This is a genomic window from Morganella sp. GD04133, assembly GCF_029835375.1.
In the GTDB taxonomy this organism is placed as follows: Bacteria; Pseudomonadota; Gammaproteobacteria; order Enterobacterales; family Enterobacteriaceae; genus Morganella; species Morganella morganii_B.
Map to the genome: position 1 here is coordinate 1 of NZ_JAODZS010000023.1, position 26,505 is coordinate 26,505.

General features: G+C 49.8%; 32 protein-coding genes. 14 read left to right on the forward strand and 18 right to left on the reverse strand.

The genetic code is table 11. The features are described 5' to 3' along the window. Window positions 1-166: 166 nt before the first annotated feature. From N7387_RS12410 to N7387_RS12420, 3 genes are all read left to right on the forward strand, one after another. Window positions 167-1,030 carry an NAD(P)H-hydrate dehydratase gene (locus N7387_RS12410; RefSeq protein ID WP_279799295.1) on the forward strand — a complete coding sequence of 288 codons (864 nt, stop codon included), beginning with the start codon at window positions 167-169 and terminating at the stop codon, window positions 1,028-1,030. Between the two features lie 78 nt (window positions 1,031-1,108). After that, window positions 1,109-1,537, forward strand: a complete 429-nt coding sequence (locus N7387_RS12415; protein WP_279799298.1) for a universal stress protein — start codon at window positions 1,109-1,111, stop codon at window positions 1,535-1,537. 126 nt (window positions 1,538-1,663) lie between these two features. Beyond that, window positions 1,664-2,101 (forward strand): universal stress protein, encoded by a 438-nt coding sequence (locus N7387_RS12420; protein WP_262883011.1) that lies wholly within the window; start codon window positions 1,664-1,666, stop codon window positions 2,099-2,101. A 57-nt stretch (window positions 2,102-2,158) separates the two neighbouring features. Here the strand turns inward: N7387_RS12420 and N7387_RS12425 are convergent, their stop codons facing one another. Further along, window positions 2,159-2,443: a DUF5339 domain-containing protein gene (locus N7387_RS12425; protein WP_279799302.1), complete on the reverse strand. Its 285-nt coding sequence runs from the start codon at window positions 2,441-2,443 to the stop codon at window positions 2,159-2,161. A gap of 253 nt (window positions 2,444-2,696) precedes the next feature. On the opposite strand from N7387_RS12425, the gene N7387_RS12430 reads away from it, so the two are divergent. Continuing rightward, window positions 2,697-3,107 carry a hypothetical protein gene (locus N7387_RS12430; RefSeq protein WP_262883010.1) on the forward strand — a complete coding sequence of 137 codons (411 nt, stop codon included), beginning with the start codon at window positions 2,697-2,699 and terminating at the stop codon, window positions 3,105-3,107. A 26-nt stretch (window positions 3,108-3,133) separates the two neighbouring features. Here the strand turns inward: N7387_RS12430 and N7387_RS12435 are convergent, their stop codons facing one another. Continuing rightward, the gene (locus N7387_RS12435) at window positions 3,134-3,772 is read right to left on the reverse strand and encodes a TetR/AcrR family transcriptional regulator (protein ID WP_025154140.1); all 639 of its coding nucleotides are present in this window, start codon (window positions 3,770-3,772) and stop codon (window positions 3,134-3,136) included. Between the two features lie 204 nt (window positions 3,773-3,976). Between N7387_RS12435 and N7387_RS12440 the strand changes: the two genes are divergently transcribed. Both N7387_RS12440 and N7387_RS12445 read left to right on the forward strand, forming a co-directional pair. Next, window positions 3,977-4,765, forward strand: a complete 789-nt coding sequence (locus tag N7387_RS12440; RefSeq protein WP_279799306.1) for a threonine/serine exporter ThrE family protein — start codon at window positions 3,977-3,979, stop codon at window positions 4,763-4,765. After that, a complete protein-coding gene (locus tag N7387_RS12445) occupies window positions 4,765-5,238 on the forward strand; it encodes a threonine/serine exporter (protein WP_279799433.1) in 474 nt (157 codons plus the stop codon). Before N7387_RS12440 ends, N7387_RS12445 begins: the two co-directional genes overlap by 1 nt. Here the strand turns inward: N7387_RS12445 and N7387_RS12450 are convergent. Then, entirely contained in the window at window positions 5,235-5,408 is a 174-nt protein-coding gene (locus tag N7387_RS12450; protein ID WP_262861224.1) for a hypothetical protein, read from the reverse strand. The genes N7387_RS12445 and N7387_RS12450 overlap by 4 nt on opposite strands. A gap of 180 nt (window positions 5,409-5,588) precedes the next feature. Between N7387_RS12450 and N7387_RS12455 the strand changes: the two genes are divergently transcribed. Further along, window positions 5,589-6,587 carry an endonuclease gene (locus tag N7387_RS12455; protein ID WP_279799308.1) on the forward strand — a complete coding sequence of 333 codons (999 nt, stop codon included), beginning with the start codon at window positions 5,589-5,591 and terminating at the stop codon, window positions 6,585-6,587. Between the two features lie 310 nt (window positions 6,588-6,897). Next, the gene (phoH, locus tag N7387_RS12460; RefSeq protein ID WP_279799310.1) at window positions 6,898-7,683 is read left to right on the forward strand and encodes a phosphate starvation-inducible protein PhoH; all 786 of its coding nucleotides are present in this window, start codon (window positions 6,898-6,900) and stop codon (window positions 7,681-7,683) included. A 44-nt stretch (window positions 7,684-7,727) separates the two neighbouring features. Here phoH and N7387_RS12465 read toward each other — a convergent pair whose 3' ends face one another. The 4 genes from N7387_RS12465 to N7387_RS12480 all read right to left on the reverse strand — a co-directional run bounded on the left by N7387_RS12465 (window position 7,728) and on the right by N7387_RS12480 (window position 11,225). Then, on the reverse strand, window positions 7,728-8,552 hold the full coding sequence (locus tag N7387_RS12465; protein ID WP_279799312.1) for a siderophore-interacting protein: 825 nt from the start codon (window positions 8,550-8,552) through the stop codon (window positions 7,728-7,730). A 199-nt stretch (window positions 8,553-8,751) separates the two neighbouring features. Continuing rightward, on the reverse strand, window positions 8,752-8,907 hold the full coding sequence (locus N7387_RS12470; protein WP_108657184.1) for a DUF2474 domain-containing protein: 156 nt from the start codon (window positions 8,905-8,907) through the stop codon (window positions 8,752-8,754). Next, window positions 8,888-9,895 carry a cytochrome d ubiquinol oxidase subunit II gene (gene cydB, locus N7387_RS12475; protein WP_279799314.1) on the reverse strand — a complete coding sequence of 336 codons (1,008 nt, stop codon included), beginning with the start codon at window positions 9,893-9,895 and terminating at the stop codon, window positions 8,888-8,890. The genes N7387_RS12470 and cydB overlap by 20 nt, the downstream gene beginning before the upstream one ends. Beyond that, window positions 9,885-11,225: a cytochrome ubiquinol oxidase subunit I gene (locus N7387_RS12480; RefSeq protein ID WP_279799319.1), complete on the reverse strand. Its 1,341-nt coding sequence runs from the start codon at window positions 11,223-11,225 to the stop codon at window positions 9,885-9,887. Before N7387_RS12480 ends, cydB begins: the two co-directional genes overlap by 11 nt. Before the next feature lie 138 nt (window positions 11,226-11,363). On the opposite strand from N7387_RS12480, the gene N7387_RS12485 reads away from it, so the two are divergent. The 3 genes from N7387_RS12485 (at window position 11,364) to N7387_RS12495 (ending at window position 13,725) form a co-directional block, all read left to right on the forward strand. Further along, window positions 11,364-12,785, forward strand: coding sequence for a PLP-dependent aminotransferase family protein (locus tag N7387_RS12485; protein WP_279799322.1), 1,422 nt, complete (start codon window positions 11,364-11,366; stop codon window positions 12,783-12,785). A gap of 83 nt (window positions 12,786-12,868) precedes the next feature. Continuing rightward, the gene (locus N7387_RS12490; protein WP_279799323.1) at window positions 12,869-13,321 is read left to right on the forward strand and encodes a type II toxin-antitoxin system prevent-host-death family antitoxin; all 453 of its coding nucleotides are present in this window, start codon (window positions 12,869-12,871) and stop codon (window positions 13,319-13,321) included. Next, window positions 13,321-13,725 carry a type II toxin-antitoxin system death-on-curing family toxin gene (locus tag N7387_RS12495; protein WP_262861215.1) on the forward strand — a complete coding sequence of 135 codons (405 nt, stop codon included), beginning with the start codon at window positions 13,321-13,323 and terminating at the stop codon, window positions 13,723-13,725. The genes N7387_RS12490 and N7387_RS12495 overlap by 1 nt, the downstream gene beginning before the upstream one ends. Window positions 13,726-13,771: 46 nt before the next feature. Here N7387_RS12495 and N7387_RS12500 read toward each other — a convergent pair whose 3' ends face one another. Further along, a complete protein-coding gene (locus tag N7387_RS12500; RefSeq protein ID WP_262882893.1) occupies window positions 13,772-14,380 on the reverse strand; it encodes a LysE family translocator in 609 nt (202 codons plus the stop codon). A gap of 193 nt (window positions 14,381-14,573) precedes the next feature. Here N7387_RS12500 and N7387_RS12505 point away from each other — a divergent pair, with 193 nt between their 5' ends. Next, window positions 14,574-15,038: an Lrp/AsnC family transcriptional regulator gene (locus tag N7387_RS12505; RefSeq protein ID WP_004237343.1), complete on the forward strand. Its 465-nt coding sequence runs from the start codon at window positions 14,574-14,576 to the stop codon at window positions 15,036-15,038. 151 nt (window positions 15,039-15,189) lie between these two features. Here N7387_RS12505 and N7387_RS12510 read toward each other — a convergent pair whose 3' ends face one another. The 9 genes from N7387_RS12510 to N7387_RS12545 form a co-directional block, all read right to left on the reverse strand. Beyond that, a complete protein-coding gene (locus tag N7387_RS12510) occupies window positions 15,190-16,824 on the reverse strand; it encodes an FGGY-family carbohydrate kinase (RefSeq protein ID WP_262861214.1) in 1,635 nt (544 codons plus the stop codon). An 11-nt stretch (window positions 16,825-16,835) separates the two neighbouring features. After that, complete coding sequence (locus N7387_RS12515; protein WP_197708807.1) at window positions 16,836-17,783, reverse strand: ABC transporter permease; 948 nt, start codon at window positions 17,781-17,783, stop codon at window positions 16,836-16,838. Then, window positions 17,783-18,778 carry an ABC transporter permease gene (locus N7387_RS12520; RefSeq protein ID WP_262882895.1) on the reverse strand — a complete coding sequence of 332 codons (996 nt, stop codon included), beginning with the start codon at window positions 18,776-18,778 and terminating at the stop codon, window positions 17,783-17,785. Before N7387_RS12520 ends, N7387_RS12515 begins: the two co-directional genes overlap by 1 nt. Further along, window positions 18,771-20,264 (reverse strand): sugar ABC transporter ATP-binding protein, encoded by a 1,494-nt coding sequence (locus tag N7387_RS12525; protein WP_279799333.1) that lies wholly within the window; start codon window positions 20,262-20,264, stop codon window positions 18,771-18,773. The genes N7387_RS12520 and N7387_RS12525 overlap by 8 nt, the downstream gene beginning before the upstream one ends. A 60-nt stretch (window positions 20,265-20,324) precedes the next feature. Continuing rightward, window positions 20,325-21,299: a substrate-binding domain-containing protein gene (locus N7387_RS12530; RefSeq protein WP_024472943.1), complete on the reverse strand. Its 975-nt coding sequence runs from the start codon at window positions 21,297-21,299 to the stop codon at window positions 20,325-20,327. A gap of 503 nt (window positions 21,300-21,802) precedes the next feature. Continuing rightward, window positions 21,803-21,988: a hypothetical protein gene (locus N7387_RS21400; protein ID WP_347815232.1), complete on the reverse strand. Its 186-nt coding sequence runs from the start codon at window positions 21,986-21,988 to the stop codon at window positions 21,803-21,805. Then, complete coding sequence (locus tag N7387_RS12535; protein WP_347815233.1) at window positions 21,954-22,295, reverse strand: YbaK/EbsC family protein; 342 nt, start codon at window positions 22,293-22,295, stop codon at window positions 21,954-21,956. Before N7387_RS12535 ends, N7387_RS21400 begins: the two co-directional genes overlap by 35 nt. Before the next feature lie 91 nt (window positions 22,296-22,386). Next, window positions 22,387-23,853 carry a TrkH family potassium uptake protein gene (locus tag N7387_RS12540; protein WP_279799336.1) on the reverse strand — a complete coding sequence of 489 codons (1,467 nt, stop codon included), beginning with the start codon at window positions 23,851-23,853 and terminating at the stop codon, window positions 22,387-22,389. A gap of 169 nt (window positions 23,854-24,022) precedes the next feature. Next, the gene (locus N7387_RS12545; RefSeq protein WP_279799338.1) at window positions 24,023-24,277 is read right to left on the reverse strand and encodes a hypothetical protein; all 255 of its coding nucleotides are present in this window, start codon (window positions 24,275-24,277) and stop codon (window positions 24,023-24,025) included. A 41-nt stretch (window positions 24,278-24,318) separates the two neighbouring features. Between N7387_RS12545 and N7387_RS12550 the strand changes: the two genes are divergently transcribed. Together N7387_RS12550 and N7387_RS12555 are read left to right on the forward strand one after the other, a co-directional pair. Continuing rightward, a complete protein-coding gene (locus N7387_RS12550) occupies window positions 24,319-24,717 on the forward strand; it encodes an autotransporter outer membrane beta-barrel domain-containing protein (protein WP_279799438.1) in 399 nt (132 codons plus the stop codon). Between the two features lie 251 nt (window positions 24,718-24,968). After that, the gene (locus tag N7387_RS12555; protein ID WP_279799339.1) at window positions 24,969-25,808 is read left to right on the forward strand and encodes a DUF4225 domain-containing protein; all 840 of its coding nucleotides are present in this window, start codon (window positions 24,969-24,971) and stop codon (window positions 25,806-25,808) included. Here the strand turns inward: N7387_RS12555 and N7387_RS12560 are convergent. Next, complete coding sequence (locus N7387_RS12560; RefSeq protein WP_279799340.1) at window positions 25,798-26,121, reverse strand: hypothetical protein; 324 nt, start codon at window positions 26,119-26,121, stop codon at window positions 25,798-25,800. The two genes, N7387_RS12555 and N7387_RS12560, sit on opposite strands and share 11 nt — an antisense overlap. Window positions 26,122-26,505 lie beyond the last annotated feature (384 nt).

A 26,505-nucleotide genomic window follows, 5' to 3' on the forward strand; every position in this document is an offset into this window, starting at 1 on the left:
TGCGTGATTCATGGTTAACCTCAACCGTTATATTTATCAGTCCCGGATATATCAGCCGCAAAGAATACCAGATCTGCCCGTTACTGCTCTACTTTCTTTTTTAGTTTCCCGCTATGCTGATAAACAGGGTGTATTCATTTTCCGCTGAAGAAGGCAAAATAATAAGATGAATATTATTGATATCAATGCCATAACCCGTGATTACCCGGTATTAAAAATGCCGGGCCCGGAAGACAGCCATAAAGGTACATTCGGTACGCTCGGGATCACCGGCGGCGCGGCCGGTATGACCGGCGCGGTTATTCTGGCCGGATGCGCCGCACTGAAAACCGGGTGCGGAAAAGTGATCCTGGGGTTTAATCAGCCGCAGTTGCCGGTACCGTTTGTTGAGAATGCACCGGAGCTGATGCTGCGTACTGCCCGCGCGCTCGCGGATGATCCGGCACTGACCGCACAGGTTACCGGCCCCGGACTGGGGCAGAATACAGAGAGCCGTGCCCTTGCGGAAGCGGCGTTTATGCAAACCGGTAAACCGCAGGTGCTGGATGCGGATGCACTGAATATTCTGGCCGCCACACCGGGCATCGCACTGGATGATAAATGTGTGATAACCCCGCATCCGCAGGAAGCCGCCCGTCTGCTGCATACCACCGTGGCGGATATTCAGGCGGATCGCCCTGCGGCGGCACTGGCGCTGGCCGTCCAGTATCACTGCTGGGCGGTGCTGAAAGGGCACCGCAGCCTGATTGCCTCACCGGACGGTGAATTATGGTGTAATCACAGCGGCAACCGCGGACTGGCCACTGCCGGTAGCGGGGATGTGTTATCCGGTATTATAGGCAGTTTGCTGGCGCAGCGGCTGCCGGTACAGGAAGCGGTTTGCGGTGGTGTCTGGCTGCACGGCGCGGCGGCAGATGAATGTGTGGCCGCCGGTATTGGTCCTGCCGGATTAACCGCTCATGAAATTATTGATTATGTGCGGTTAATCCGTAACCGTCTGATAACAGAAACCACAGGTAATAAGAGTTAACGGTATCAATCTCACAGATATTTTCCGCACTGTTTAATATAGTGACAACATCCCGCATGATTTATTCAAGGAGGCAGTATGTATAATACAATTTTGGTTCCTATCGATATTTCAGAAGAAGAACTGACCAGCAAGGCAGTCCGCCATGCGCTTTATCTGGCGAAAGAAACAGGGGCTGAGCTGCATATTGTCCATGTCCTGCCGATCTCATCCGCGATTATTAATGCATATGCGCTGGGTTATATGGAAATAAAAGATAAAGCGACCATTAAGGCGGAAGAAGACATCCATATGCTGATGGATTCTATTGATCTGCCGCCGGAGCGCCTTGCTTATACGATTACCTTCGGTTCCCCGCGTGATGAAATTATCCAGGCGGCGGAAGAGGTTAAAGCCGATATTATCGTTATCGGTTCCCGCCGTCCGAATATCTCCACCCATCTGCTGGGCTCGACCGCCGGTGGTGTTGTCCGTTATGCACCGGTCTCGGTGATGGTTGTCCGCTGAGTTTTGCACGTCTCTGATATTTTTCCGGTGACATACGGTGTCACCGGCTGTTTCCCGGCACGGTGCTTCCCGGTTTATTGCCTATACTTAAATCAAATACACAGTGAACTGACAATGAGGGATGGTATGTATAAAACGATATTAGTTCCTATTGATGTGACAGAAGATGTATTGACGAGTAATGCCCTGAAACACGCGATTTATCTGGCGAAGATGTCACAGGCGAAACTGATGTTGTTTCACTCTGTACCGGATATTTCAAAATTCTCAATAAGCTATAACTACCACTATGAGTTACTGAATTCATTTGCGGAAAAAGCTATTGCCCGCTCAAAAGACGAGTTAAAAGCGATTGCGGAGAAAGTGGATTTACCGGCGGAGCAGGTCAGTTATTTTGTGGATTACGGCACACCGAGAGACAAAGTGCTGGCAAAAGCAAAAGAGATCCATGCTGATTTGATTGTTGTCGGTTCGCGCCTGCCGGGTATCTCAACCCATCTGCTGGGGTCAACCGCCTCCGGGATTGTGGCACATGCACAGGTTTCCGTGCTGGTTGTCCGCTGAATATAACGATAAAAACGAAAAGGTCCGCGTTCGCGGACCTTTTTTATGAAAACAGAATTACTGTTTTGCCATCGATGCTTTGAATTCCTTCAGTGCATCAAGGCCCTGCTGACACGCCATGTCCTGAGTCTCTTCCGGTACAGATTTAATCTGTGTTTTTGCGGTTTCCAGCTGCTGTTTCATGGCCGTGATCTGTGCAGTTGCATCAGCATCACCTTTGGCTTCCTGCTCTGCCACTTTGACCATTTCGTCGATTTCAGTGAAATATTCATCACAGACTTTGCTGGCGTTGGCAGCAACAGAGAACAGGCATCCCAGTGTAATTAGTGTCAGCTTTTTCATTATAAACCTTATGTTGTAGGCAGGAACGGATATAAATAATTAATCAATATGCCCTGAAATATCATGGAATATATATAAGAATAAGATGAATATCAGAAGAACTACTTACTTTTCGCATAAGAATAACGCAATCCGGCACAGAGAGCAGGCAATGAACAATTTGTGCGGATGCAATTGAAACGCATTCTTATTTGTTGACAGGTTTTTGACGGCATCATAATGTACCAAAGAATACAAAAAATAAGGAGTCATTATGTCAGCCGTTAATGTTGTTCATATGGATACCAGTGCTTTCCCGGTGGTGATTATGCAGTCATTCCCGGAAAATAGGGCACAAACAGAACAGTGGGTGAATGAGCTGGATGCACTGCTGGATAAGCAGACACCCTTCGCATTAATTTATCCGCCGAAAGAAGGACCGGAAAAACCGGATACACAGGAAGATATGGATGCGCGTAAGTATGTCCGTCGCTGGCTGAAAACCGGAAAAGAAAAAATGACGGCATACTGCAGTATGATGATCCTGACCGTTAATCAGGAAACCGGGGATAAAGAACAGCTGGAGAAATTCGCGCCGATGGCCGCTGCGGTCTACGGTGTGCCGGTATTTGTTGCTGATGACATGGCAGCGGCGCGGGTAAAGGCGGCAGAGGTGACCGCCTGAAGGCAGCGGTTAATGGTAACCGCGGCTCATTGGGATGTTAATGAGTGGCGGAGGTAACAGGCGGTTATCTCCACGGATAACGGCAGCTGTTTTTCAATAAATTCCGCCGTGGGCTTGTCATGGCGCTGACTGAAAACCGGCAGATAAAGGTCGGCTTTCAGCATTTCCAGAAAACGGGCAGCCACGGCCAGTAATGTTTCCTCAGACGCAGTGATGCCGGGCAGTGCTTTCAGTCCGGTTGCCAGTTGTTGTGCGGCGCGCAGCGGACCGGCGCGGTAAAATTGTTCACTGATTTGCGGGAAGCGCTGTGATTCCGCCAGAATCAGCTGATATAAGCCGAGTGACTGCGGGTGAACGATGCTGTACAGGTAACGTCTGCCGCTGGTATATAACAGCGTTTCTGCATCGGGTGCGGCTTCCGGTTTTTCCTCTTCATTATCCTCAAAAATTCCGCTGATCAGATGGTCAATAACGGCCAGAAACAACGCTTCTTTTCCGCCGAAAGAGGTATACAGCGTGGATCGTGACCCGCCGGATTGTTCAATAATCCTATCCAGAGTTGTACCTTCGTAACCATGACAGATAAAAACATCCGCAGCGGCGGTAAGAATGGCATCACGGCGGCGCTGCCCTTTCGGGGTTAATGGTGACGGGGTGGGTGACATAACAGATAAAGGCTCCGGTGATAGTGACAAGTCCTGATTTAACCACGCTGCGCCGTATTGCTCAATAGGGTGTTTCCCTGACATACTGCAATTACGCATAGTCAGACTATTTATTATCAAACTATTGATCAAACCCAGTGAGTTGTTAATACAAAGAATTAGAATAGCGGGAAAGTCGGACCATCAACGGTTAACGGTAAAACTATGGGACAGGGGAAAGAGATTACACAGGATATGCAGCGGACTATCACCCGTCTGTGTATTGAGTGCGGGCTGCTGCTGTTACAGCACGGCGCGGAAAGCATGCTGGTGGAGGAGCTGGCGGGACGGACAGGAAAGGCGCTCGGGGCTGACCAGGTGGATTGTGCCATTTCAGCGAATGCCATTGTGCTCACCACGATTATTGACGGACACTGTCTGACATCCACCCGCAAAGTGATTGACCGCGGTATTAATATGCATATCGTCACAGAAGTGCAGCATGTGGTGATCCTCGCGGAGCACGGACATCTTGACTGCAAAGGGGTGCAGAAAAAATTCGCCCATATGAAACCGCTGCGCTATCCGCGCTGGGTGATGGTGCTGATGGTGGCGCTGTCCTGCGCCTGTTTCTGCAAACTGAATAACGGCGGCTGGGACGGGGCGGTGATTACCTTTGCCGCCAGCGGCTGTGCGATGTACGTCCGCCAGGTGCTGACCGCCCGGCATATGAACCCGCTGATTAATTTCTGTTTTACGGCGTTTGTTGCCACAATGGTGGCGGGAATGATGCTGAAAATTCCGCTGTTTTCGGCAACGTCCGGTATTGCCATGGCGGCGAGTGTGCTGCTGCTGGTGCCGGGGTTTCCGCTGATCAACGCAGTCGCGGACATGTTCAAAGGGCATGTTAACACCGGCCTGGCCCGCTGGGCGATGGCAAGCCTGCTCACCCTGGCAACCTGTATCGGTATCTTTACCGCGATCACACTCGGCAGCCTGAGGGACTGGATATGATGACGGCACTCTCTTTTCTGGCCGCACTGGCACAGGACATGCTGCTGGCAGCTATTCCGGCGGCCGGGTTTGCCATGGTATTTAACGTGCCGAAGCGGGCACTGAAATACTGTGCGCTGCTGGGGGCGATAGGTCACGGCAGCCGGTTTATGCTGATTGCCGCCGGTTTTGACATCGTTGCTTCCACATTCTGGGCATCGGTGCTGGTGGGGATCATCGGTATTCAGTGGTCCCGCTGGTGGCTGGCACACCCGAAAGTCTTTACCGTCGCCGCCATTATCCCGATGTTTCCCGGTATTAATGCCTATATGGCAATGCTGGCAGTGATTAAACTGTCACAGTCCGGTTTTACCCCGCAACTGCTGGAGATGCTGGTAAGCAATTTCCTGCGCGCGGCTTTTGTGGTCGGCGCATTGTCTATCGGGCTGTCTGTTCCCGGTTTGTGGCTGTACCGCAAACGTCCGCGCGTTTAACTGATACGGGTCAGGTTCAGGATAATATCCATGACCGGTTTATCGGTCACACTAATCTGAATCTGCACCCGGTTACTGCTCTCCTGCACACGGACATCAACCTCATCGTCATCATAGGCACAGGCCGTGCCGACTAGCTCATCTATCATTTCATCGACCAGCGGATGCATGATTATTCTCCGGATTTATGATTAATGTCAGCAGAGTATAAAGTTTCAGATTTAAATCATTCTGTAAAAAAACGCCCGGAAATTGTCTTATCCGGCGGATTGGCTGATGAATAAAAAATCTGAGGCGATAATTCCCGCATGGCGTGGCATAATTGCCCCCCTCTGGCATTCTGTTGGTTTATGATTTATATGCGCATTTTTCAATCATTTCGTTTTTCATTATTTTTATTTTGTATTATTTCGTCCGCTGCATTTGCAGCTGCACCGGAACGGTTCGACGAAGCAAAAATTGTTGCCCGTGAAAAAATCTATTACGACCAGAACCGAAACCCGCAAGGGGAAGGGACACTGTATTGCGGTTGTCAGTGGGAGTGGACCGGGAAATCCGGCGGCCGGATTGATCTGAACAGCTGCGGTTATCGTGTACGCTCTCAGGTGACCCGCGCAGAGCGGATTGAGTGGGAGCATATCGTCCCCGCCTGGGTGTTCGGACACCAGCGTCAGTGCTGGCAGAACGGCGGGCGCAAAAACTGTGTCGGTGAGGATCCGGTATTCCGTGTGATGGAAGCTGACCTCCACAATCTCGCGCCGTCTGTTGGTGAAGTCAATGGCGATCGCAGTAATTTCCGCTACGGGATCGCACGTGGTGCGGGTTCACAAAGCTACGGGCAGTGCACCAGCCGGGTGGATTTCAAACAGAGGGTTTTCGAGCCGCGGGATGAAGTCAAAGGGGAAGTGGCGCGGGTCTGGTTTTATATGCATGACCGCTATGATCTGGCGATGTCAGAGCAGCAGCAAAAATTACTGATGGTGTGGGACAGCGAATTTCCGCCGTCTGCCGCCGAGCGGGAACGGGATCGCCGTATCCGGGCGGTGACCGGGCAGTCAAATCCGTTTGTGACCGGTGAACGCCGCTGGGAGTCGGGGCATATCAACAGTGCTGACGGTATTTTTACCCGTCTGCCGTCCGCGCCGGTGACTCCGGTGAATGTGCCGCCGAAAGCAGAAAAAAAAGCAACGGATCAGCGTATCCGTGGTAACCGCAACAGTAAAATATACCACTTTCCGGATTGCCCGGGTTATAACCGGATCAGCAGTAAAAATGTTGAGATGTTCGCGGATGCTTCTTCTGCACAGGCCGCAGGCTACAGCATGGCGAAGAACTGCAAAGCGCGCTGATGTGCGGCGGATAACAGAAATGTGGCAAAAATGTTAAATATCCGCCGATTTTAATTGCTGAAAAGAAAGTATTGTCATTATACTGTCACAAAGTCAGTTTAGTGTTCGCTTTAGTTTGTCATCTGAGGATAACGAATGCGACATACAGACGAACGACAGTCCCGGCCGGTGATAAATCCCCTGAACAACAGGGCGGATTTATCACCGGCTTTTTTTTATCTGAATGTTCACTCATGGCTTGAAGGGAGCCGCCGGTTGCCAACTCACTGTTTCAGTTATTCCGTCGTCAGAAATCAACAGGATTAAGATTATGGGCAGACAAAAAGCGGTAGTCAGAGCACGCAAAGAGGCAAAACGCATGAGCCGGAAAGAGTCGCGCAGGGCACGTTTTAACGATGATAATGTGGCGGTGTTTATCCCGGCAGGCGGGGTGGAAACTATCGGCATGGCGCGGGAAAAACGCGACAACAGTGCTGTTTTACCGCGAAATGATGCACAGGATAAATACATCAGGTCGATAGCGCATAAACAGCTGATTATTGCCAACGGCGAGGCCGGATGCGGAAAAACCTTTATCAGTACCGCACTGGCGGCAGATGCGTTGATCAATAAGGAAATCGAGCGGATTATTGTCACCCGTCCGGTATTACAGGCGGAAGAGGATCTGGGCTTTCTGCCCGGGGATATCAGTGAAAAATTTGCGCCCTATTTCCGGCCGGTGTATGACGTTCTGGTGAAGCGTATGGGGGCTTCATTTTTACAGTATTGTCTGCGTCCGGAGATAGGTAAGGTGGAAATCGCGCCGTTTGCTTATATGCGCGGACGAACCTTTGAGAACGCGGTGGTGATCCTCGATGAGGCACAGAACGTGACTGTCACACAAATGAAAATGTTCCTGACCAGGATGGGGGAGAATGTGACCGTGATCGTCAACGGGGATGTCAGTCAGTGTGATTTACCGGGTAATGTCCCGTCAGGGCTGGCCGATGTACTGCGCCGTTTCCGGGATGACGATATGGTGTCGGTGGTGTCCTTCACACAGGATGACTGTGTGCGTTCATCACTTTGTCTGCGGGCATTGCAGGCTTATAACTGAGTATCGTGGCTGCGGCGGCAAACACCGCCGCAGCCGGTTTATTATCAGTCGTCAGCATCCATCACATCATGGCGCAGGCGGTGATAACCTTCCTCATCGTAACCGAAACGCCAGTACGGGATCGCATACATCTGGCTGTGTTCCCCGTTCAGCTCACGGCGCACATAGCGGCGCAGATCCCTGACCATTGCGTCCTCGCCGGCAATCCAGAATGTACATTCTGTCACATCGGCGACCGGCCAGCTTTTAAACAGCGCGGTGACCTCACCTGTTTTCTCTGTACCGCCGGTCACCCAGTGCAGGGTGATGCCCGCCGGTTTGTTCAGCATCTGCTGATCATCCGCGTGGTCGATGCGGATCACCACATTGCCCTGCGCCTCTGCGGGCATTTTTTCCAGCAGTGCGGCAACAGCGGGAAGTGCTGTTAAATCGGCAGCCATATAGTAGTGTTTCGCCACCGGCAGCAGCGGATCCGGCCCGCCGGGATTAGTAATACCGATATAATCACCCGGTTTGGCATTTTTGGCGAAATCCACCGCCGGACCGGCATCATCATGCATGGCGAATTCAATATCGATTTCTTTCCGTTCAGGGCGGATCGCACGCACAGTATAGGTACGGGCGATCGGACGCGGCTTATCTTCCGGCCAGACCGGTCCTTTATCGGACAGTACCGGCAGAGCAGGCGGATTCGGTGCATCTTTGGCAATAAACAGCTTCAGGTGACCACCTTCGCAATCTGCCGGATAGGTATCCAGCGACTCTGCCGTAAAGGTGATGCGGCGCAGATTGGGGGTAACGTCGGTAAAGGATTTCACCTGAATCAGATGCGGCGGTGCAGGGCGGTAGATATTTTTTTCCCGGCTCATGCGCAATTCTCCGTTCTATTGTTATCAGTTTAGTTATATCTATTTCGCGGAGTGTATCAGGAATTCAGAAGAATGGTAATCATTATCAATAAAATTATTTAAAAAAGCACACCGTATGGGGGTACGGTGTGCCGGGCAATGCAGCTGTTCAGACAGTGCATGATGTACTGATGAGGTACTTACTGATGAGACATGACGACTATCTTACTTTCATTCCCGCCGCCGTCATTAATAAGCGGAAAAGTGATGAGACGGCAAACAGTGCCAGCACACTGCCTGCCCAGATAGCGACCATCCAGGCGGCTTTTTTCCACCAGGGTGCCGCTGCGGCAGGATCAGTGGTAGCCCTGGTCATGGGTGATTTTTCCTCTGAAGACATAATAACTCCACCAGGTATATACCAGAATCACAGGTATGATGAATAAAGCACCGACCAGCATAAAGCTCAGGCTTTCACCGGGGGCGGCGGCCATCTCATAATCAATCACCGGCGGAATGATCATCGGCCAGATACTGATACCGAGCCCGGTGAAGCCCAGAAAAACCAGACCCAGTGCCGCAAAAAACGGCGTATAGTGCAGATGACGGCTGACACTGCGGAACAGCCCAGCGACACAGACAAGCACCAGCAGTGGCACCGGCAGGAAGAACAGAATGTTCGGGAAACTGAACCAGCGTGCCGCAATGGCGTCATGCGCCAGCGGTGTCCACAGGCTGATCACGGCCAGCACCGCCAGCATCACCAGGGTCAGTGGTTTCAGCACCTTATACATCTGCTGTTGCAAGTGACCTTCTGTTTTCATCACCAGCCAGCCGCAGCCGAGCAGGGCATAGGCGATCACCAGACCGAAACCGCAGAACAGCGGGAACGGCGCGAGCCAGTCAAAGGCACCGCCGGTAAAGGTGCGGTTTGCGACCGGAAAACCTTCAATTACGCTGCCAACGACCACACCCTGCACAAAGGTGGCGATAACAGAGCTGATCAGAAACGCGCGATCCCAGAAATAACGGTGATGTTCATCCGCTTTAAAGCGGAACTCAAAAGCCACGCCACGGAAGATTAACGCCACCAGCATCAGTGTCAGCGGAATGGCGAGCGCATCCAGAATCACAGCATAAGCGAGCGGGAAAGCGCCGAATAGCGCGGCACCGCCCAGCACCAGCCAGGTTTCGTTACCGTCCCAGACCGGCGCAACACTGTTCATCATCAGATCACGGTCAGCATTGCTTTTCACAAAGGGATAGAGGATGCCGATACCGAGGTCAAAGCCGTCCATTACGATATACATCAGCGTACTGAATATAATAATGACGAACCAAATCAGGGGTAAATCAATGCCCATGAGACACCTCCGGCGCGATACCTTTGCGGATCAGTTTCATCATATAGATGTAGCCGATGCCAAACACAGAACCATAAACAGCAAAGAAGATCAGCAGGCTGATACTCATATGTATCTCACCGTGTGCCGAAACGGCATCCGTTGTGCGCTGTAGTCCGTAAACCACCCACGGCTGACGGCCGATTTCAGTCACAAACCAGCCCGCGAGAATCGCGATAAGCCCGGACGGTGCCATCCATAACATAAAGCGCTGGAAAGGACGGGAATCATATAAACGCCCCCGGTAGCGCAGCCACAGACTCAGCGCGGCGGCAAGGAGCATCAGCATGCCGAGGCCGGCCATCACGCGGAATGACCAGAACACGGCGAACACATTGTCCGGCCTGTCTTCCGGCGGGAATTCAGTCAGTGCAGGCACCTGTTTATCAAGGCTGTGTGTCAGGATCAGACTGGCCAGCCCGGGAATTTCCACGGCATAGCGGGTTTTTTCCTGTGCATTATCCGGAATACCAAACAGGATCAGCGGTGTGGCCTCACCGGGTTTGTTCTCCCAGTGACCTTCCATTGCCGCAACCTTAACCGGCTGATGTTTCAGCGTGTTCAGCCCGTGTGCATCACCAATCAGTGCCTGGAGCGGTGCGAGTACCACAATCAGCCACAAAGACATGGAAAACATCTTTTTCATGGCACCGGATTTGTTGCCGCGCAGCAGGTGCCAGGCGGCAGAAGCAGCGATAAAAAAGGCGGATGCCAGAAATGCCGCGGTTGTCATGTGCAGCAGGCGGTACGGGAAGGACGGATTGAAAATCACCGCGAACCAGTCCACCGGCACCACAACACCGTTGATCACCTCATGTCCCTGCGGGGTCTGCATCCAGCTGTTGGACGCCAGGATCCAGAAAGTGGACATCAGTGTACCGAGCGCAACCATGCAGGTGGCGAAATAGTGCAGCTTTTCACCGACACGGTTCCAGCCGAACAGCATCACGCCGAGGAAACCGGCTTCCAGGAAGAAAGCAGTCAGTACTTCATAAGTGAGCAGCGGACCGGTGATTGATCCCGCAAACTCAGAAAAGAAACTCCAGTTGGTGCCGAACTGATAGGCCATCACCAGACCGGAAACCACCCCCATACCGAAATTCACGGCAAAGATGGCTGACCAGAAATGAAAGAGCTTTTTGTAATCCTCATTGCGGGTTTTCAGCCACATCCCCTCAAGCACCGCCAGAAATGACGCCAGACCGATGGTGATCGCAGGAAAAATGATATGAAACGACACAGTGAAGGCGAACTGAATTCGCGCAAGCTCAAGGGCACTTAACCCAAACATAGTGACCTCTCGTTATTATAACTATGCAAATAATAATTACGCAGATGAAATGTGTGGCACAGTACACCATGAGTTGCTAAAGTATAATAGTGACAATTAATAACGAAATGACTATAACAGTTTTGCGGAGAGCACTCCATGACACGCTACGAACAGTTAGCAGAGCAGATAAAACAGCAGATCGAAGATGATATCTGGCAGGTTGGCGACCGGCTGCCGTCATTGCGGGAAAGTGCAAAACAGTCGGGGCTGAGCCTGATGACTGTCGTACAGTCATACCAGTTACTGGAGAGTCAGGGTTGGGTGGTAGCCCGTCCGCAGTCCGGTTACTTTGTTGCCAAACGCGCTCCGGCGTTTGCCCCGGCCAAAGGCGGCCTGGGGATGCACCTGAGTGAAAATGTGGAGATCAACGCCTCGCTGTTTGATGTACTCCAGGCCTGCAAAGACTCGGCTATTATTCCGTTCGGGTCGGCATTCCCCGATCCTTCGCTGCTGGTGCAGCCGAAGCTCTCCAAAGCGCTGGGCGCAGTGGCCCGGCGTATCGCACCACAGAGTGCCGTGGTCAATATGCCGCCGGGGAATGAAAAACTGCGGCGTAATATCTCCCGCCGCTATGCCGCACAGGGTATCCATGTTTCGCCGGATGATATCGTCATCACCGCCGGAGCCATGGAATCCCTGTCGCTGAGCCTGCAGGCGGTCACGGAACCGGGGGACTGGGTGGTGATTGAGTCCCCGGCATTTTACGGTGCATTACAGGCGATTGAGCGTCTGCGCCTGAAAGCGGTGGCGATCAAAACTGATCCGCAAACCGGGATCGACCTTGATGCGCTGGAAGAGGTGGCCGGACGTTATGATATCAAAGCCTGCTGGCTGATGACGCACTTCCAGAACCCGCTCGGCGGTACCATGCCGCCGGAAAATAAGCGGCGGCTGGTGGAGATCCTGACACAGCATGAAATCGCCCTGATTGAAGATGATGTCTACAGTGAGCTCTGGTTTGGCAGCAATGCTCCGCAACCGGCGAAAAGCCTGGACAAGGATAACAATTTCTTCCACTGCTCCTCCTTTTCCAAATGTCTGGCGCCGGGCTTCCGGGTCGGTTGGGTGGCGGCAGGAAAACATGCCCGCAAAGTCCAGCAGTTACAGATGATGAGTACCGTATCCGCCAGTATGCCGACACAACAGGCGATTGCGGAATACCTCGGTCAGGGGGGTTATGATGCACATCTGAAAAAACTGCGCCAGCAGCTGGAGCAGCGCCAGCACCGGATGCTGTATGCCATCAGCGAATATTTCCCGTCAGACGTGAAGGTAAACTGCCCGCAGGGCGGCTATTTCCTCTGGCTGGAATTTGAACCACCGTTTGATGCGGTCAAACTGTATCGCATGGCACTCAATGAACAGATCAGCATTGCACCCGGCTCCATGTTTTCCACCAGCGATCAGTTTAATCATGCCTTCCGCCTGAACTGCTCATTTGAATGGAATGACCGGCTGGATAACGCCATGAAAGTGCTGGGGCAGTTGTGTCATGTGCTGAAGAAAACACAGGGGTGATTTGAACATCTGGTATACATTGCCATAGCTCAGGATCCGGGCTATTATCTGAACATAATTGTGTACATGTACAGGTTATGGTGATGAAAAATGTATCCTATACCATGATGAGAACGGAGCTTTCCGCTATCCTGGATAGCCTCAGAAATGGTGAGAATGTGACAATTACCCAGCGCGGAAAGCCGGATGTAGTGATTTCCGGTACTGTTTTGTCATCATGCAGAGCAGAGGAACCGGCGGCTGAGTATGTTGCCGGTAAACCGGAGATGCTGTTTCCGGCGGATATGATAAATCAGCGCCGGCAAACGGAGGAAGCGGTAACGGCTGTTCTGCCTTCTCCGGATTTTATCGAAACGGTGCGTAAAGCATCGGCTCAGCTTGAAGCTGCGGTGAATTCAGATGCAGTGAAAGAGATGCTGCGTATTACCGGGCAGCTTTCGGATATTGCCGGTAAAAATCTGACCGATTTCCAGAAAGCACTGGCAAGAACGAAAACCAAACACGCTGACATCATCAGAGCGCTGGAAGACAAATAATGACTATCCGATTTCTGACAGTTGATGAAGTGGTTGAAATACAACGTTCAACGCTGCCCAACAGCGGTAAACCGGATATCAGCAAACTGGAAGGGGCATTATCCCGTATTGAGGCATTGCGGGATTATGAAGAGTGTGAGGATATTTTTAAGTTCTCAGCCATGTACCTGATTTCCATTGCCAAAGCGCATGCTTTTAATGATGCAAACAAAAGAACAGCTTTCCAGGCAGCCAGTGTATTTCTGATACTGAATGGTGTTGAACTTAATGTCTCTATGGAGCTGGTCAAGCTGACCATACTGGCAGCCACCGGAGAAGCGGAACGGGATACCGCGGCGTTTGTTCTCAAGGTCTTGTCCGATTATCACAACGATCTGCTTGAAGAGACAACCGGCGGATATTAGAAACGGGCACTTCTCAGTGCCCGTTTTGCCGGAAAAAGGAAGCAGATTAACTGAACGCCAGGCTCATTGCCGCAGTAGCCAGTAATCCCCCGGCAACACCTTCACCGAGACGGCGGCGTTTGTCGTTGTATTCCCCTTTGCTCATCTGACCGAAAATCAGTGCCACACCGCTGTAAACAATGGCGCAGCTGGCGATATACACCCCGGATAACAGCAGGGACTGCATCGCGACACTTTCACTGCCGGAAATAAAGTTCGGCAGGATAGCAAAGTAGACCAGCAAGCCTTTCGGATTCAGAAAACTGGTAAAAAAGCCTTTGGTAATAACCGATTTTGCTGCCGGCTGCATCGGCGGCATTTCGCTCTTGTGCATGGCGGACATCACCATACGGACAGCCAGGTAAGCAATATAGGCCACGCCGAACCAGCGCATGCCGTTAAACAGAACCGGGGATGCCACCACCACAGCTGCCAGCCCGAATGCCGCCAGAATGGAATGCATACCGTAACCCAGCAGCACACCCATGTTGGCTTTCAGTGCCGCGCGGGAACCGCTGGCGAGACCTTGTGATGAAACGAATAAAATATCGGGTCCGGGAGCAAATACAATGGGTAACACGGTTGCGCCAAACACCATCAATGTATTTATGACCATACGACACCCCAAGTTAAAAAATAGATGAATAATTCACAATTTGTTGAATATTAAGAATTTAATTCAGAATTGTGACGTCCTGATTTGTTATGCAAATTATACGGGGCTTCGCGGGAAATTAGGTTGTTAAATTGACCCGAAAAAACTATTCTTAGCAATATTATTGCGCTGAAACTGTCAGGTGGTGATTTTAATGTCAATTGAACTGGATAAGATGGATCGGCGGATCCTGGACCAGCTGCAACGTAACGGCAGAATGCAGAATGTGGAGCTGGCCCGCGAAGTGGGGCTCTCGCCGTCACCCTGCCTGAGACGGGTACGGCGGCTGGAGGAAACTGGCGTTATCAGGCGCTATGCGGCGATTCTGGACGGCAGCAAGATAGGCGCGGGGCTGATGCTCTATGCCCGTATCTGGTTTAAGGGGCAGGACGCACAGACTATCAATGATTTTGTCGCCGCCATTAATGAAATGCCGGAGATTGTTGAGTGTCACCTGATGGCCGGTGAATGTGACGCCATGATCCGCATTGTGACCAAAGACCTGACCTCATACCGGCGCTTCCATGCCGATCACCTGACACAAATACCCAGTATTCAAAGCGTTAAGACGGAAGTACCGATGGAAACCCTGAAGGTGACACACGCGTTACCCCTGTAAACTGTGAGGGTTATCACGAAACGCAACAGAATTGTGCGGTCAGGCAGGTTATAAGCAACAGGATTGCGCAGCGATTTTGTGATGAGAGTCAAATCAGAGGCAAAGAAAAAGGCGCGTTAAAAAACGCGCCTCTGCGGATAAAACCAGCATATTATACTTCTGACATCAGTTGCCGGTAACGTTGATCATCATGATACAGCTGATGGAATACGCGGTATTTGGCATCATAAAACTGTTTGATACTCTCCGTTTGCGGGGTCACGGTTTTGCTGATCCGGCTCATGGCCTGCATCGCTTCCGGAATCGAGGCATAGAAGCCCGCCGCTACCGAGCCGAGCATGGCAGAACCGAGCAGAACCGCTTCGCTCTCTTCCGGCAGCAGCATGGCGCAGCCGGTGGCGTTGGCGTGTTCCTGAATAAAGATCGGGTTTTTGGTGCCGCCGCCGCAACCCATGATGGTATCAATGGCATATCCGGCTTTATTCATTTCTTCAATGATATGTCGGGTGCCCAGCGCAATCGCCTGAATGGTCGCCAGATAAATCAGCGCGAGATCATCAAGGGTCTGGGTCATACGCAGACCGGTCACCACACCGCGCAGATTCGGGTTCGCCCGCGGCGAGCGGTTGCCGTGGAAATACGGCAGCACATGGATATGCCGTGTCAGCAGGGCGATATCCTGTTTTGAACCCGCCAGCGACAGAAGACGGTCGTTGAGGAGCTGATACACCGTCTGTTGGTTCTGTTCAGCCAGCTTTTTCGCGTCATTGTACTGCGGGTGTGACGTGATCATATGGTCGATCAGCGCGCCGGTTGCGGATTGTCCGCCTTCATTGAGCCAGTAACCCGGAATCATGGCGCTGTAATAGGCACCCCAGATCCCGTCGATAAACCGGGCATTTTTGGATACCGCCATATGACAGGATGAGGTACCGCCGATCAGCGCCAGCCGGGTGTTGAAGTCCGGTTGTGCGCCGGTAGCATCCGCAGCACCCAGCACGCCGATCCCGCCGGCATGGGCATCAATAATCGAGGTGGCAACCGGCGTGCCCGGGATCAGCCCCAGATCTGCCGCTGCATTCGGTGTCAGGCCGTTACCGACCGGTTCACCCATCGGACGGATTTCACGGCCGATAATCTGCGCATCGTTTTCCAGCAAATCGTCCAGGCCAATCTGGCGGAAGAAGTGGGTGTCCCAGCGATCTTCATGGCCGAGATAGGTCCATTTACACACGGTGGAGCAGAGTGACCGGCTGTTGGTATAGGTTGCTTTCCAGGTCAGAAAATCCGGCAGATCAAAGAAATAGCCCGCTTTCGCCCAGGTGGTCGGCATGTTCTGCTTCAGCCATAACAGTTTCGGCGTTTCCATCTCCGGCGAGATGCGGTTACCGACATACGCCAGCACCGGATGTTTGGTGTCATTGATCCGCTGCGCCTGGCTGATAGCCCGGTGATCCATCCACATAATAATGTTCTGCTCGCTGCGGCCGGTCGGGCTGACCGTCAGCGGCTGACCCTGTTTATCCAGCACCACCAGGGAGCAGGTGGCGTCAAAACCGAGACCTTTGACCTGAATCGGGTCGATACGTGCCTGTGCCACGGCATCTTTTACCGCGAGACACACACTGCGCCAGATATCATCAGAGGATTGTTCCACATAATCCGCCTGTGGTTTGAACTGACGGATATCCCGCTTTGCTTCGCCTTTCTTGCGTCCGGCTGCATCAAAAACCCCGGCCCGGGCGCTGCCGCTCCCGACATCCACACCAATAAAATAGACACTCATAATCCGCTCCCTTATGACCGGGCTTTCTGCAATGCAATAAATAAGATAAGAATACCGCCCCACAGCGCCATGATGAGGTAACTGCTGACACCCAGCAGGTTAAGGCCGCTTTCCAGCATCTGTAAGACAAACAGGGCCAGCACAATACCGATAATGCGCCCGAAACCACCGTCCGGGTTCACACCGCCGAGCACGGAAGCCAGAATGGCGATCAGCAGATAAGATTCTCCGTATCCCGCTTTGGCGGAGTTAAACTTAGCCATCATAATAATCGCAGCCACCCAGCACAGGACGGACGAAATCACATACACCGCCATAATCGTTTTCTGCGTGTTCAGGCCGGAAAAGCGCGTTGCTTTCTCATTAGAACCCATCAGATAAACGGTACGCCCAAGCGGTGTATATTCCAGTAATCCCCACAGCAGGAACGCAAACAGCAGGAACAGGATCAGCGGCATCGGGATGCCGAGAAGGGTGCCGTTACCCAGCCACAGTAATGACGGCGGGAAGCCGGAGATTACCGTACCGCCGGAAATCAGTACATTCAGGCCGTTGATTAAGGTCATCATCCCGAGGGTGGCGAGGATCGGAGACACACCGACAAAGGCAATCAGAAAACCATTAATCAGCCCGATAATTACGGCGGTGACCAGCCCGGCCAGCAGGGCAGGCAGTAACATTGCGCCATCGCCCGGGCTCATCGCCATCACGCTTGCCATCACCAGCCCGCAGGCGTTGGTGGTCGCGATAATGGACAGGTTGATTCCGCCGGTCAGCATACAGACAGACATCGCCAGTGCCAGCATACCGAGCAGCGGCATCTGGGAGGTCATGGACTGGAAGTTGGAGACAGAGAAAAACGCGCCTGCATTAAACATCCCCTGTAACAGCAGGATAGCAGCCATGATCACCAGCAGGTAAATAATATTGCGGTCACTCCGCAGATTCAGCATTGACATCATGACAGATGACCTCCCGCAGCGGCACGGCGTTTTTCGTTATACGCGGTGAAACTGATACTGATAACAATGATAAGCCCGGTCAGCACGGTGTGCCAGTAAGACGGTACACCGGCCAGAGTCAGGCCGTTTTTGACAATCGCCAGCAGCGCAACCCCGAGGATAACCCCGGTAAGAGAGCCTTTGCCGCCGGTCATACTGACACCGCCTAATACCACGGCGGCCAGCACCGTCAGTTCAAAGCCCATCAGGGCATTCGGTGCAACGGACTGGGTGATTTGTGTCTGTACCACAGAAGCAATCCCCGCCAGTGCGCCCATATAGCCGTATACAAACAGCATCACGCCGAGAATACTGATACCGACACGCTTTGCGGCATCCGCATTACCGCCGACCGCATAAATCTGACGGCCGACACGGGTTTTGCTCATCAGAAAACCGGTGAAAATAACCACCGCAATCAGAGTCAGAATCGGCAGAGACAAACCGTAGTCATAACCGTCACTGCCGGTAAATGACATCACCTCGACACCATCCATAAACCACTCCGGGAAACCGTACAGCCATTCGCCGTTGGTGAAATAGATCAGCAGGCCGAAAAAGACGTTCAGAGTGGAAATGGTGATAATAATAGACGGCACTTTCAGGCGGTAGATCAGCAGGGCGTTGATCAGCCCCAGCAGCAGACCCACCACCGCCGCGATAGCAAAGGCGATAAAGAAGTTACCACCCTGTGACAGCACATACGTTGCCATCACATACTGTGCGGTGGCCGCTGTGGCCGGGAAGGAGATGTCAATCCCGCCGGAGACCAGCACCACAAACAGACCACAGGCCATAATCGCCAGGATAGCGGTGCTGGTGGTCATATCAAACACATTGCCCAATGTCATAAAATCTTCATTGGTGATGCTGAGAAACACACTGAGCAGCACAATTAATACCGCCAGCCAGAACTCATGATGTGCAAACAGATGACGACATGACTTAAGCATTAACCGCCTCCGTAATTGCCTGCTCTGTTGTGGTTAACGGATTGAACTCATGGGTAAAACGACCTTCTTTCATCACAATGACCCGGTGACTGTTATAGAATACTTCAGGAATTTCATCACTGATCATCAGAATCGCCATGCCTTCGGCAGCCAGCATTCTGATGATCTGATAAATACTCTCTTTATTGGCGACATCCACACCGACCGTCGGGGAATCGAGGATCAGAATATCCGGTTTCGCCGCTATCCATTTGGCAATCGCAATACGCTGGGCGTTTCCGCCGGACAGGCTGGTGACCGGCAGCGCCGGATCGGACACTTTTATCTGCAGTGCCTCAATCAGTCCGCTGACCAGTTCATGTGCCCGGGTGTGATCGAGCAGTCCGCCTTTGCGGGTCAGACGCGGCAGCACCACCGAGGTGGTGTTGTCGTGAATAGACTGCGCCATCACCAGTCCCGTACTCATGCGGTCTTCCGACACATAGCCGATGCCGTGATTAATCGCATCCCGGTTGGAGTGCAGCTGAACCGGTGAACCGTTGATCAGCAGTGTGCCGCTGTCAGGTTTCGTCATGCCGAACAGTGACAGACACAACTCTGTGCGTCCGGAACCGAGCAGCCCGGTAATGCTGACCACTTCACCGGCATGCAGCTTCAGGTCAATATCATAAAATTGATGTTGCTTTGTCAGTTTCTCTGCGCTGAGACGTAAGAGTCCCCCGGTGTTGTACGCAGAAAGTGGTGTGAACTCGAAACGCTGACCCGTCATAAGATAGGCCAGCTCATCACTGTTCATCTTATCTGCGTCATACGTTCCGATCAGTTTTCCGTCACGGATCACGGAGATCCGGTCGGAAATTTCCATCACTTCATCGAGCTTATGGCTGACAAACACCACAGTGACGCCGTTGGCTTTCAGATCAGCGACCACGCGGATCAGCTGATTGACTTCACTGCGCGTCAGTGAGGCTGTCGGTTCATCCATAATCACCAGCCGGGCATCATTTGCCATCGCGCGGCAGATAGCGACCAGCTGACATTCAGCAATGGAAAGTTGTTCAACACGTTTATGCAGGGGCAGGGACAAGCCAATACGGCTGATAATTTCCTGCGCCTGTTTCATCTGGCGGCGGCGGTTAGCCAGCCCTTTGTACCACCTGACATGTTCCTGAATAACAATGTTTTCAGCAACAGTCAGATTAGGAAAGAGCGAGAGATCCTGGTAAATCACCTGGATACCCTGCTCAATAGATTGCTGCGGGGTTAACTTACTGTAGCTTTGCCCGTTAATAATAATTTCTGCGCCCTTTTCCGGCGGATGAACACCGGAGATCACCTTGAATAAGGTACTTTTGCCGCAGCCATTCTTGCCGGCGAGACAATGAACCTCACCCCGGTTAAACGTCAGATTTATATTATCGAGTGCAATGACGGAGCCGAAGTGTTTGGAAACCTGTTTTAAGGTAATCAGTGCGTCTTTTGACATATACCAGCCCATGACAGGGCAGCACGGAAGCTGCCCTTTTTAACAAAAAATAAAGAAGGATCAGAAACCGAGTGAGGTGGCGTTATTGCTGTCAACTTCCAGGATTTTATTGAATTTAATCACCTGTTTCTGAGTATCGATTTCGGCTTTACCCAGATCTTTGACTTCCACACCGTCAGTCACTTTCTTGCCGTCCAGCATATCTTTGGAGACAGACACCAGTGCGTAACCTGCATCAGCCGGGTTCCACAGGAAACCTTTCTTGATTTCACCGCCTTTCAGATACGGTGCCGCCTGAGCCGGCATCAGAATACCCGCGGTGCTGATTTTGTTTTTCGCACGTTTTTTCTTGATTGCCTCACCGGCACCGATCAGGCCCAGTGAACCGTAAGAGACAATCCCTTTCATTTCAGGATGGGCTTTCATCAGGTCATTGGTTGCCGCGAAAGAGGCATCGATGCTTTCGGCAACCGGCATACGGCTGGTCACTTCGAACATTTCCGGATAGGTTTTCTTCTGATATTCAACGGCCAGGTTCGCCCAGTTATTGTGCAGAGGTACCGTCAGGGAACCGACATAAATCACATAGCCGCCTTTGCCACCCATGTTTTTCGCCAGTTCATCCATGGTCGCTTTGGCATAGGCATCGTTATCGATAGTTTCGATATCCCAGTCAGCGTTATGACCGTCCGGTGCTTCGTGAGTCAGCACAACGATGCCCTGTTCGCGGGCTTTCTTAAAGACCGGCTCAAGAACAGTCACATCATTCGGTACCACGGTGATGGCATCCACTTTTTTGGCAATCAGGTCTTCAATGATTTTTACCTGCTGAGCCGGATCCGGCGTGGAAGGCCCGACCTGATACGCATTCACGCCCAGATCTTTTGCCGCCTGCTGAACCCCTTTATCCATCTGGTTAAACCACGGAATCCCGGAGACTTTGACAACGTTGACGATTTCGTATTCTTTTGCCATGACGCTGGCAGAGAAAAGCGCAACAGATAATGCAGCGACTTTAAAAAATGATTTCTTCATCGGTAATAACCCTTTTTATATGGATACAGAGAGTGTTGCAGGGAGACCAAATAGAAGCCTGACTATAGGAGCAGGGATGATAAAAAGGGGAGGGAGAACTGAAAAATGTGATCTGTGCCCATTATTGATATTATCATGTTAATTATTTGATGTATTAATGTCTAATTTGATATTTCATGTAATTAAATTACATGAAATCATATCAATGAAACATAAAATTAACAAAATAAACCATAAATAAAAACAATTTGTGCGTTTTATTATTGCTACCCGGAAGGTATTTTCATTGACATTTGTAAAAACACTTATAACTTATGATAAAATCGCGCTGAACCGATTGTTTGCAATGTAACAATGCATCTTGTTTCATTTTTATGTGATTTATCCCACAAAATAAAATTCACAGGTGATATTGATTCTGAAATAAAACAACACAAATAACAGCTGTGAATTTCTTATTATTTGATTTTACTGTGATTTTCGTCTGAGGTTATTGAAACGTATCACAGAATAAAACTGAACTCTTGTGGTTTCACAATCGTGCGGTAATCCTCTGCATTCAGCACAATGGTTTCTGTCAGCGTTCCGGCGTTGAAGGCGATATCGGAGTAGCGTTCAAACAGAACCGGGTCAATCACCAGTTCCAGCTCCGGGTTAAAGGTAAAGGGTGCCAGCGCCCCCGGGGACACAGTCTGTCAGTGCTTTCACCTGTTCGGCGGTGGCAAAAGAGATTTTTTTACCACCGAAAAAACCGGCCAGTTTTTCGCCATCAATTTTTTCATCTCCGGGTAATACTGCCAGCACATTTTTCTTCACGCCGTTTCCCTTCACCTTTAAAACTACGGCTTTGGAACATTGCCCTAATTCAACGCCGCGCACCTGAGCCACTTCATCAGAGGTAAACCCGAGCGCATCGTGGCTCATGATTTCATAACGGGCGTGGTGATTATCCAGAAGGGTGGTGATTTTACGGAGGATACTATCGGACGAAGACATGTGGTTTTCCCTGTTATTGATTGTGATTACCGATCACGTTAATCAAAAACACAGGGAAAACCAATGCCTTTGCACTCAAAATGTGACAGGGCTACGGCCAGTTTCGCCAGAAACTGACGGATAACAGTACAAGCAGCGTATAAATTTCCAGACGGCCTAATAGCATAGCGAAACAGAGCAGGTATTTTGCCGCCGGTGAGATCTCCCCGAAGCCCGGCGCTGTTAACCCGAATCCCAGCCCCATATTATTAATACAGGCGGCCACACTGGCAAATGAGGTCATCAAATCGTACCCCATCAGGTTCAGGCACCAGATAAAAAAGCAGGTACAAATAACATAAAGGAAGAAAAAACTCAGGACGGAATTAATCAGCCGGTGCTGCACAACCGTATCACCGACTTTAATCAGGGTTTGAGCTTTCGGGTGGATCAGGGAATAGACTTCCCGCCAGCTCTGTTTGGAGAGAATTAAAAACCGGATCGCTTTTATTCCGCCGCAGGTGGAGCCGACACAACCACCGAAAAAACTGGCAAACAGAAGCAGAACAATAATATGGGATGGCCACTGCGCATAATCACCGGTGGCAAGTCCGTTATCTGTCAGCATGGAGCTGGTGAGGAAAAAAGCATGGACAAAGGATTCTTCTGCGGACGAATACATATTTGCCCGCCACACTTCAAAAAAGACCAGCGCGATAATAAAGGCGGCCACAGCAAAATAAAACCGTAATTCCGTGTTACTGAATAAGGGTTTCAGACTGCGTTTTGCCAGCGCCACAAAATAGAGGGTAAAGTTGACGGCGGATAATAATGAAAAAGCCCCCGCCACTAACTCAATCGCGGCGCTGTTAAAATAGCCGATACTCTCACTGTAAGTGGAAAACCCGCCGAGCGACACCGTTGAAAGTCCGTGACATAAGGCATCAAACCAGGCCATACCCGCCAGTTTAAAGGCAACGGTGCAGCAAAATCCCAGTAATAAATAGGTGAACCATAAATTACGGGCCGAGCTGGCTAAGCGAGGTGTTAATTTTTCATCCTTAAACGGGCCGGGCATTTCGGACTGATATAAACGCATCCCTCCGATACCCAGTAACGGGAATATCGCCACTGCCAGAACAATAACACCGAGGCCGCCGATAAAATTGAGCTGGGCACGGTAATATAAAACCGAGCGGGGTAAATCGGTGACATTGTGAAATACCGATGCACCGGTGGTGGTAATACCGGAAACACCTTCAAATAAGGCATCCTCAAAGGCCATATTCAGATGATCATCCAGCCAGAACGGCATGGCGCTGATAACAGAAAATAACAGCCAGAATACTGCAATCACCAGAAAGCCGTCCCGCGTCTGTAATTGCAGGCCGGTGGTTTTACTGCGGTACCAGCACACTAATCCGGCCGGAAAGAAAATCAGAAAACTACCGGCAAACGCGAAAAAACTCTGCTCCTGCGCAATCAGCGCAACCAGCATCGGTAATAATAATGTCAGGCTGTAAATCACTATCAGAAAACTGCTCAGATGGATAATGACTCGGGAACGGGTTGATATCACAGAGCGACCACCGGTTTTTCCAAAATAAATAGCAGATAATACTTGGTTCCTGATAGTGAACTGATTGCCGCTGATTGTAAATTGTTTTCAGCTGAACAGCGCAGCAGGATCAAAAAAGGCTGCAACCGGCAGCAGCCTTCTGTCAGTATAACGATACAAAAAAGCCATATTACATCGTTTCGTCAGCCCATACCCGCTGATAATCCGAACCGTTCACCCGCCAGATTTCACGGATATTCTCACCGGTATAATTGAGATAATCATGTTCAGCAGAAAACTGTACCACCAGTGCCGTTTCACACTCCGTGGTTATCTTTCTTGGTGCATCGATAACAGATGACGTCACGGAATCTTCCTGTAAACGGATTTTCAGTTTTTTTAATCCGTGCTGCACATGGAACAGAAACAAATAATTATGAAACATTCTCAGCTCCGGATTTTTTATTGGCAAGCCGGGGATAAATAATACCGCAGGCGCAGGTTATCTGGATGGGTATTAAATCTGATGACTTTACTGACAGTACAAAAACACAGGTATCATTCCCGGACAATAATAATATTCAGACCCGTACAGGGATAAGAGCGCTTATTAATGGCCGCTGTACATCGGAACAGGGCGAAAATACAGAAATTCAGCCATTTATTGAAACAAACTGGATCCATAATACGGAATCTTATGGTGTGAAGCTTGATGATGTAAGAAATTATGCGAACAGTGGTGAAAATAATATCGGTGAAATAAAAATCGGTGTTGAAAGCAAACTTAATAATAACTCGGCAGTATGGATAAATGCAGCTCAGCAATTCAAAAAGAATGGCTACAGTGATACTCAGGGAATGTTAGGTATCAAATATGCATTTTGATCTGCTCTTGCGGAGCTGATTTCCGGGAACAGATATCATATTAAATGTTATGGCAGCGCAATAATATTGCACTGCCATTTTTTTTAAGCAGATAGCGGGGAGGTATTCAGGTAATATCAGGTGAAACCTCATCTTTTTCAAACGAAAAAATGTATGGAATTGAGTAATTCTCCTATTCTGCAGCGCGATACTTATGTGTATCATAATTTCATTGCTTATTTAAATGGTATAAGTACATAAGTGGAGAGTGTATGGACATTTTTTACGAAAAAAAGAAAGATGATTATTACTTAACAATGGCAGGTATATTTGTTGATGGCATAAATAAATCGTCTATCAGAGCATCTTCTTTTTATTTAAAATCAAGCAGTGTTATCCATTCATTTATTAGTGAAATAAATGACTTTTGTTCAGAGAGATATCAGATATGCAAAAGTGAACGAACAACAACAAATGAAAAGCACAAAGCATTAGCTGAACTCAGGGAAGAGGATGTTATTCTTAATAATGAATTAATTTCCCTGCAATTAAATAATTTCAGTAAGTATCTCTATCTGGAAGTATCTAAATTAAACGGTGTTGTTACATATGTAATAAAAGGTCTTGCTTTCGTCGGGGGTGTCGGACAGGTTGCTATGGGGTTGCCATTAATATTTGCCCCCGGAATTAATGGTATGGGAGGGGCCGTTTTTGGTGTGGCACTCGTTGCTCATGGTGCAAATAATATATATGAGAGCATTCGTTTTTTTACCGGTACTGAAAATTCAGTTGGTTACGTAAGGGATTTCTATCGGGGAACATCTAAGGTCTTTGGGGGTGATGATCTGTTAGGTGATAAGATCTATGCTATTGTTGATATCGGATTATCATTGCATGGATTATTCAGTAAATTTTCAGAACCAAATGCAAACTCATTGATTTCAATAAGTAAATTTGGTCCATTAAAGATTAAAAATTATGACTCTCCTCACACAGGAAGAATATTTAAAGCCGTGAATGCTGATTTTAAAATGGGAATACAAAGAGCATCTAAATTAGCATTATCTATAGAAATAGCCAATGATTTCCTTAGCTTTAGAACTATTTATTAGTTTTCATTTTTAGATAAATACGGGCAAATTTTAAATATTCTCTTGTTGTTTTAAATAAAAGGCTAAATAAACCAAATAATATGTATGGTAGGATCATGAAAAAAAGATCATTTGTTGGCTTGGATATAAAGGAAAGTGGTATTGTTATTGTCACTACAAATATAAATAGCAGGGTGTAGAAAAAAGATTTTTTTGCCGTTTCTGTTATTTTTTTATCAAAATCGACATTTGCAGAAGCACATAATTTTCTGAACTGATGTATTTCACTACGCTTATAACCAACTTCAAGCAGTAACCTGTTCATTGAACGCATAAAGTCCTCTTTGATGCTTTTCCCGTGGGCGTATTACATTGTAATTGTAGTATTTTCTCCATGGTCATACTATGACATTTATCTGAAAACAGGGTCAGATGGCATTGGTTGGTTTCAGGGTCAGGAAGCTCAGGTAGTAGCGGACCACACCCATCTCTTCTTTGTTCAGGTTCAGCGTGCGCAGCATCTGTGCGTTTTCCGACAAAAAACTATTGCTGATAGCCGCGTTCTAGACTGGCATTTTTAATTTATAACTAAGATAATCATCATCTGCCGGTTCACAAAAACTGTTTTCACCAATATCCTGAATATACTCATTCAGATGATAGTTAAAGCACTGGTGAGTTCCATCCGTATAATCACTATCACTATTAAGTAAATCAG

What these genes read in the sequence shown, in the direction of transcription:
- N7387_RS12480 (WP_279799319.1), bottom strand. Translation starts at nt 11,225, where the DNA reads ATGTTTGGGTTAAGTGCCCTTGAGCTTGCGCGAATTCAGTTCGCCTTC.
- N7387_RS12435 (WP_025154140.1), bottom strand. Translation starts at nt 3,772, where the DNA reads ATGTCACCCACCCCGTCACCATTAACCCCGAAAGGGCAGCGCCGCCGT.
- N7387_RS12515 (WP_197708807.1), bottom strand. Translation starts at nt 17,783, where the DNA reads ATGTCAATGCTGAATCTGCGGAGTGACCGCAATATTATTTACCTGCTG.
- N7387_RS12415 (WP_279799298.1), top strand. Translation starts at nt 1,109, where the DNA reads ATGTATAATACAATTTTGGTTCCTATCGATATTTCAGAAGAAGAACTG.
- cydB (WP_279799314.1), bottom strand. Translation starts at nt 9,895, where the DNA reads ATGGGCATTGATTTACCCCTGATTTGGTTCGTCATTATTATATTCAGT.
- N7387_RS12495 (WP_262861215.1), top strand. Translation starts at nt 13,321, where the DNA reads ATGACTATCCGATTTCTGACAGTTGATGAAGTGGTTGAAATACAACGT.
- N7387_RS12430 (WP_262883010.1), top strand. Translation starts at nt 2,697, where the DNA reads ATGTCAGCCGTTAATGTTGTTCATATGGATACCAGTGCTTTCCCGGTG.
- N7387_RS12530 (WP_024472943.1), bottom strand. Translation starts at nt 21,299, where the DNA reads ATGAAGAAATCATTTTTTAAAGTCGCTGCATTATCTGTTGCGCTTTTC.
- N7387_RS12470 (WP_108657184.1), bottom strand. Translation starts at nt 8,907, where the DNA reads ATGACCAGGGCTACCACTGATCCTGCCGCAGCGGCACCCTGGTGGAAA.
- N7387_RS12410 (WP_279799295.1), top strand. Translation starts at nt 167, where the DNA reads ATGAATATTATTGATATCAATGCCATAACCCGTGATTACCCGGTATTA.
- phoH (WP_279799310.1), top strand. Translation starts at nt 6,898, where the DNA reads ATGGGCAGACAAAAAGCGGTAGTCAGAGCACGCAAAGAGGCAAAACGC.
- N7387_RS12555 (WP_279799339.1), top strand. Translation starts at nt 24,969, where the DNA reads ATGGACATTTTTTACGAAAAAAAGAAAGATGATTATTACTTAACAATG.
- N7387_RS12485 (WP_279799322.1), top strand. Translation starts at nt 11,364, where the DNA reads ATGACACGCTACGAACAGTTAGCAGAGCAGATAAAACAGCAGATCGAA.
- N7387_RS12420 (WP_262883011.1), top strand. Translation starts at nt 1,664, where the DNA reads ATGTATAAAACGATATTAGTTCCTATTGATGTGACAGAAGATGTATTG.
- N7387_RS12525 (WP_279799333.1), bottom strand. Translation starts at nt 20,264, where the DNA reads ATGTCAAAAGACGCACTGATTACCTTAAAACAGGTTTCCAAACACTTC.
- N7387_RS12500 (WP_262882893.1), bottom strand. Translation starts at nt 14,380, where the DNA reads ATGGTCATAAATACATTGATGGTGTTTGGCGCAACCGTGTTACCCATT.
- N7387_RS12425 (WP_279799302.1), bottom strand. Translation starts at nt 2,443, where the DNA reads ATGAAAAAGCTGACACTAATTACACTGGGATGCCTGTTCTCTGTTGCT.
- N7387_RS12520 (WP_262882895.1), bottom strand. Translation starts at nt 18,778, where the DNA reads ATGCTTAAGTCATGTCGTCATCTGTTTGCACATCATGAGTTCTGGCTG.
- N7387_RS12465 (WP_279799312.1), bottom strand. Translation starts at nt 8,552, where the DNA reads ATGAGCCGGGAAAAAAATATCTACCGCCCTGCACCGCCGCATCTGATT.
- N7387_RS12560 (WP_279799340.1), bottom strand. Translation starts at nt 26,121, where the DNA reads ATGCGTTCAATGAACAGGTTACTGCTTGAAGTTGGTTATAAGCGTAGT.
- N7387_RS12450 (WP_262861224.1), bottom strand. Translation starts at nt 5,408, where the DNA reads ATGCATCCGCTGGTCGATGAAATGATAGATGAGCTAGTCGGCACGGCC.
- N7387_RS12445 (WP_279799433.1), top strand. Translation starts at nt 4,765, where the DNA reads ATGACGGCACTCTCTTTTCTGGCCGCACTGGCACAGGACATGCTGCTG.
- N7387_RS12535 (WP_347815233.1), bottom strand. Translation starts at nt 22,295, where the DNA reads ATGTCTTCGTCCGATAGTATCCTCCGTAAAATCACCACCCTTCTGGAT.
- N7387_RS12455 (WP_279799308.1), top strand. Translation starts at nt 5,589, where the DNA reads ATGATTTATATGCGCATTTTTCAATCATTTCGTTTTTCATTATTTTTA.
- N7387_RS12505 (WP_004237343.1), top strand. Translation starts at nt 14,574, where the DNA reads ATGTCAATTGAACTGGATAAGATGGATCGGCGGATCCTGGACCAGCTG.
- N7387_RS12490 (WP_279799323.1), top strand. Translation starts at nt 12,869, where the DNA reads ATGAAAAATGTATCCTATACCATGATGAGAACGGAGCTTTCCGCTATC.
- N7387_RS12545 (WP_279799338.1), bottom strand. Translation starts at nt 24,277, where the DNA reads ATGTTTCATAATTATTTGTTTCTGTTCCATGTGCAGCACGGATTAAAA.
- N7387_RS12440 (WP_279799306.1), top strand. Translation starts at nt 3,977, where the DNA reads ATGGGACAGGGGAAAGAGATTACACAGGATATGCAGCGGACTATCACC.
- N7387_RS12510 (WP_262861214.1), bottom strand. Translation starts at nt 16,824, where the DNA reads ATGAGTGTCTATTTTATTGGTGTGGATGTCGGGAGCGGCAGCGCCCGG.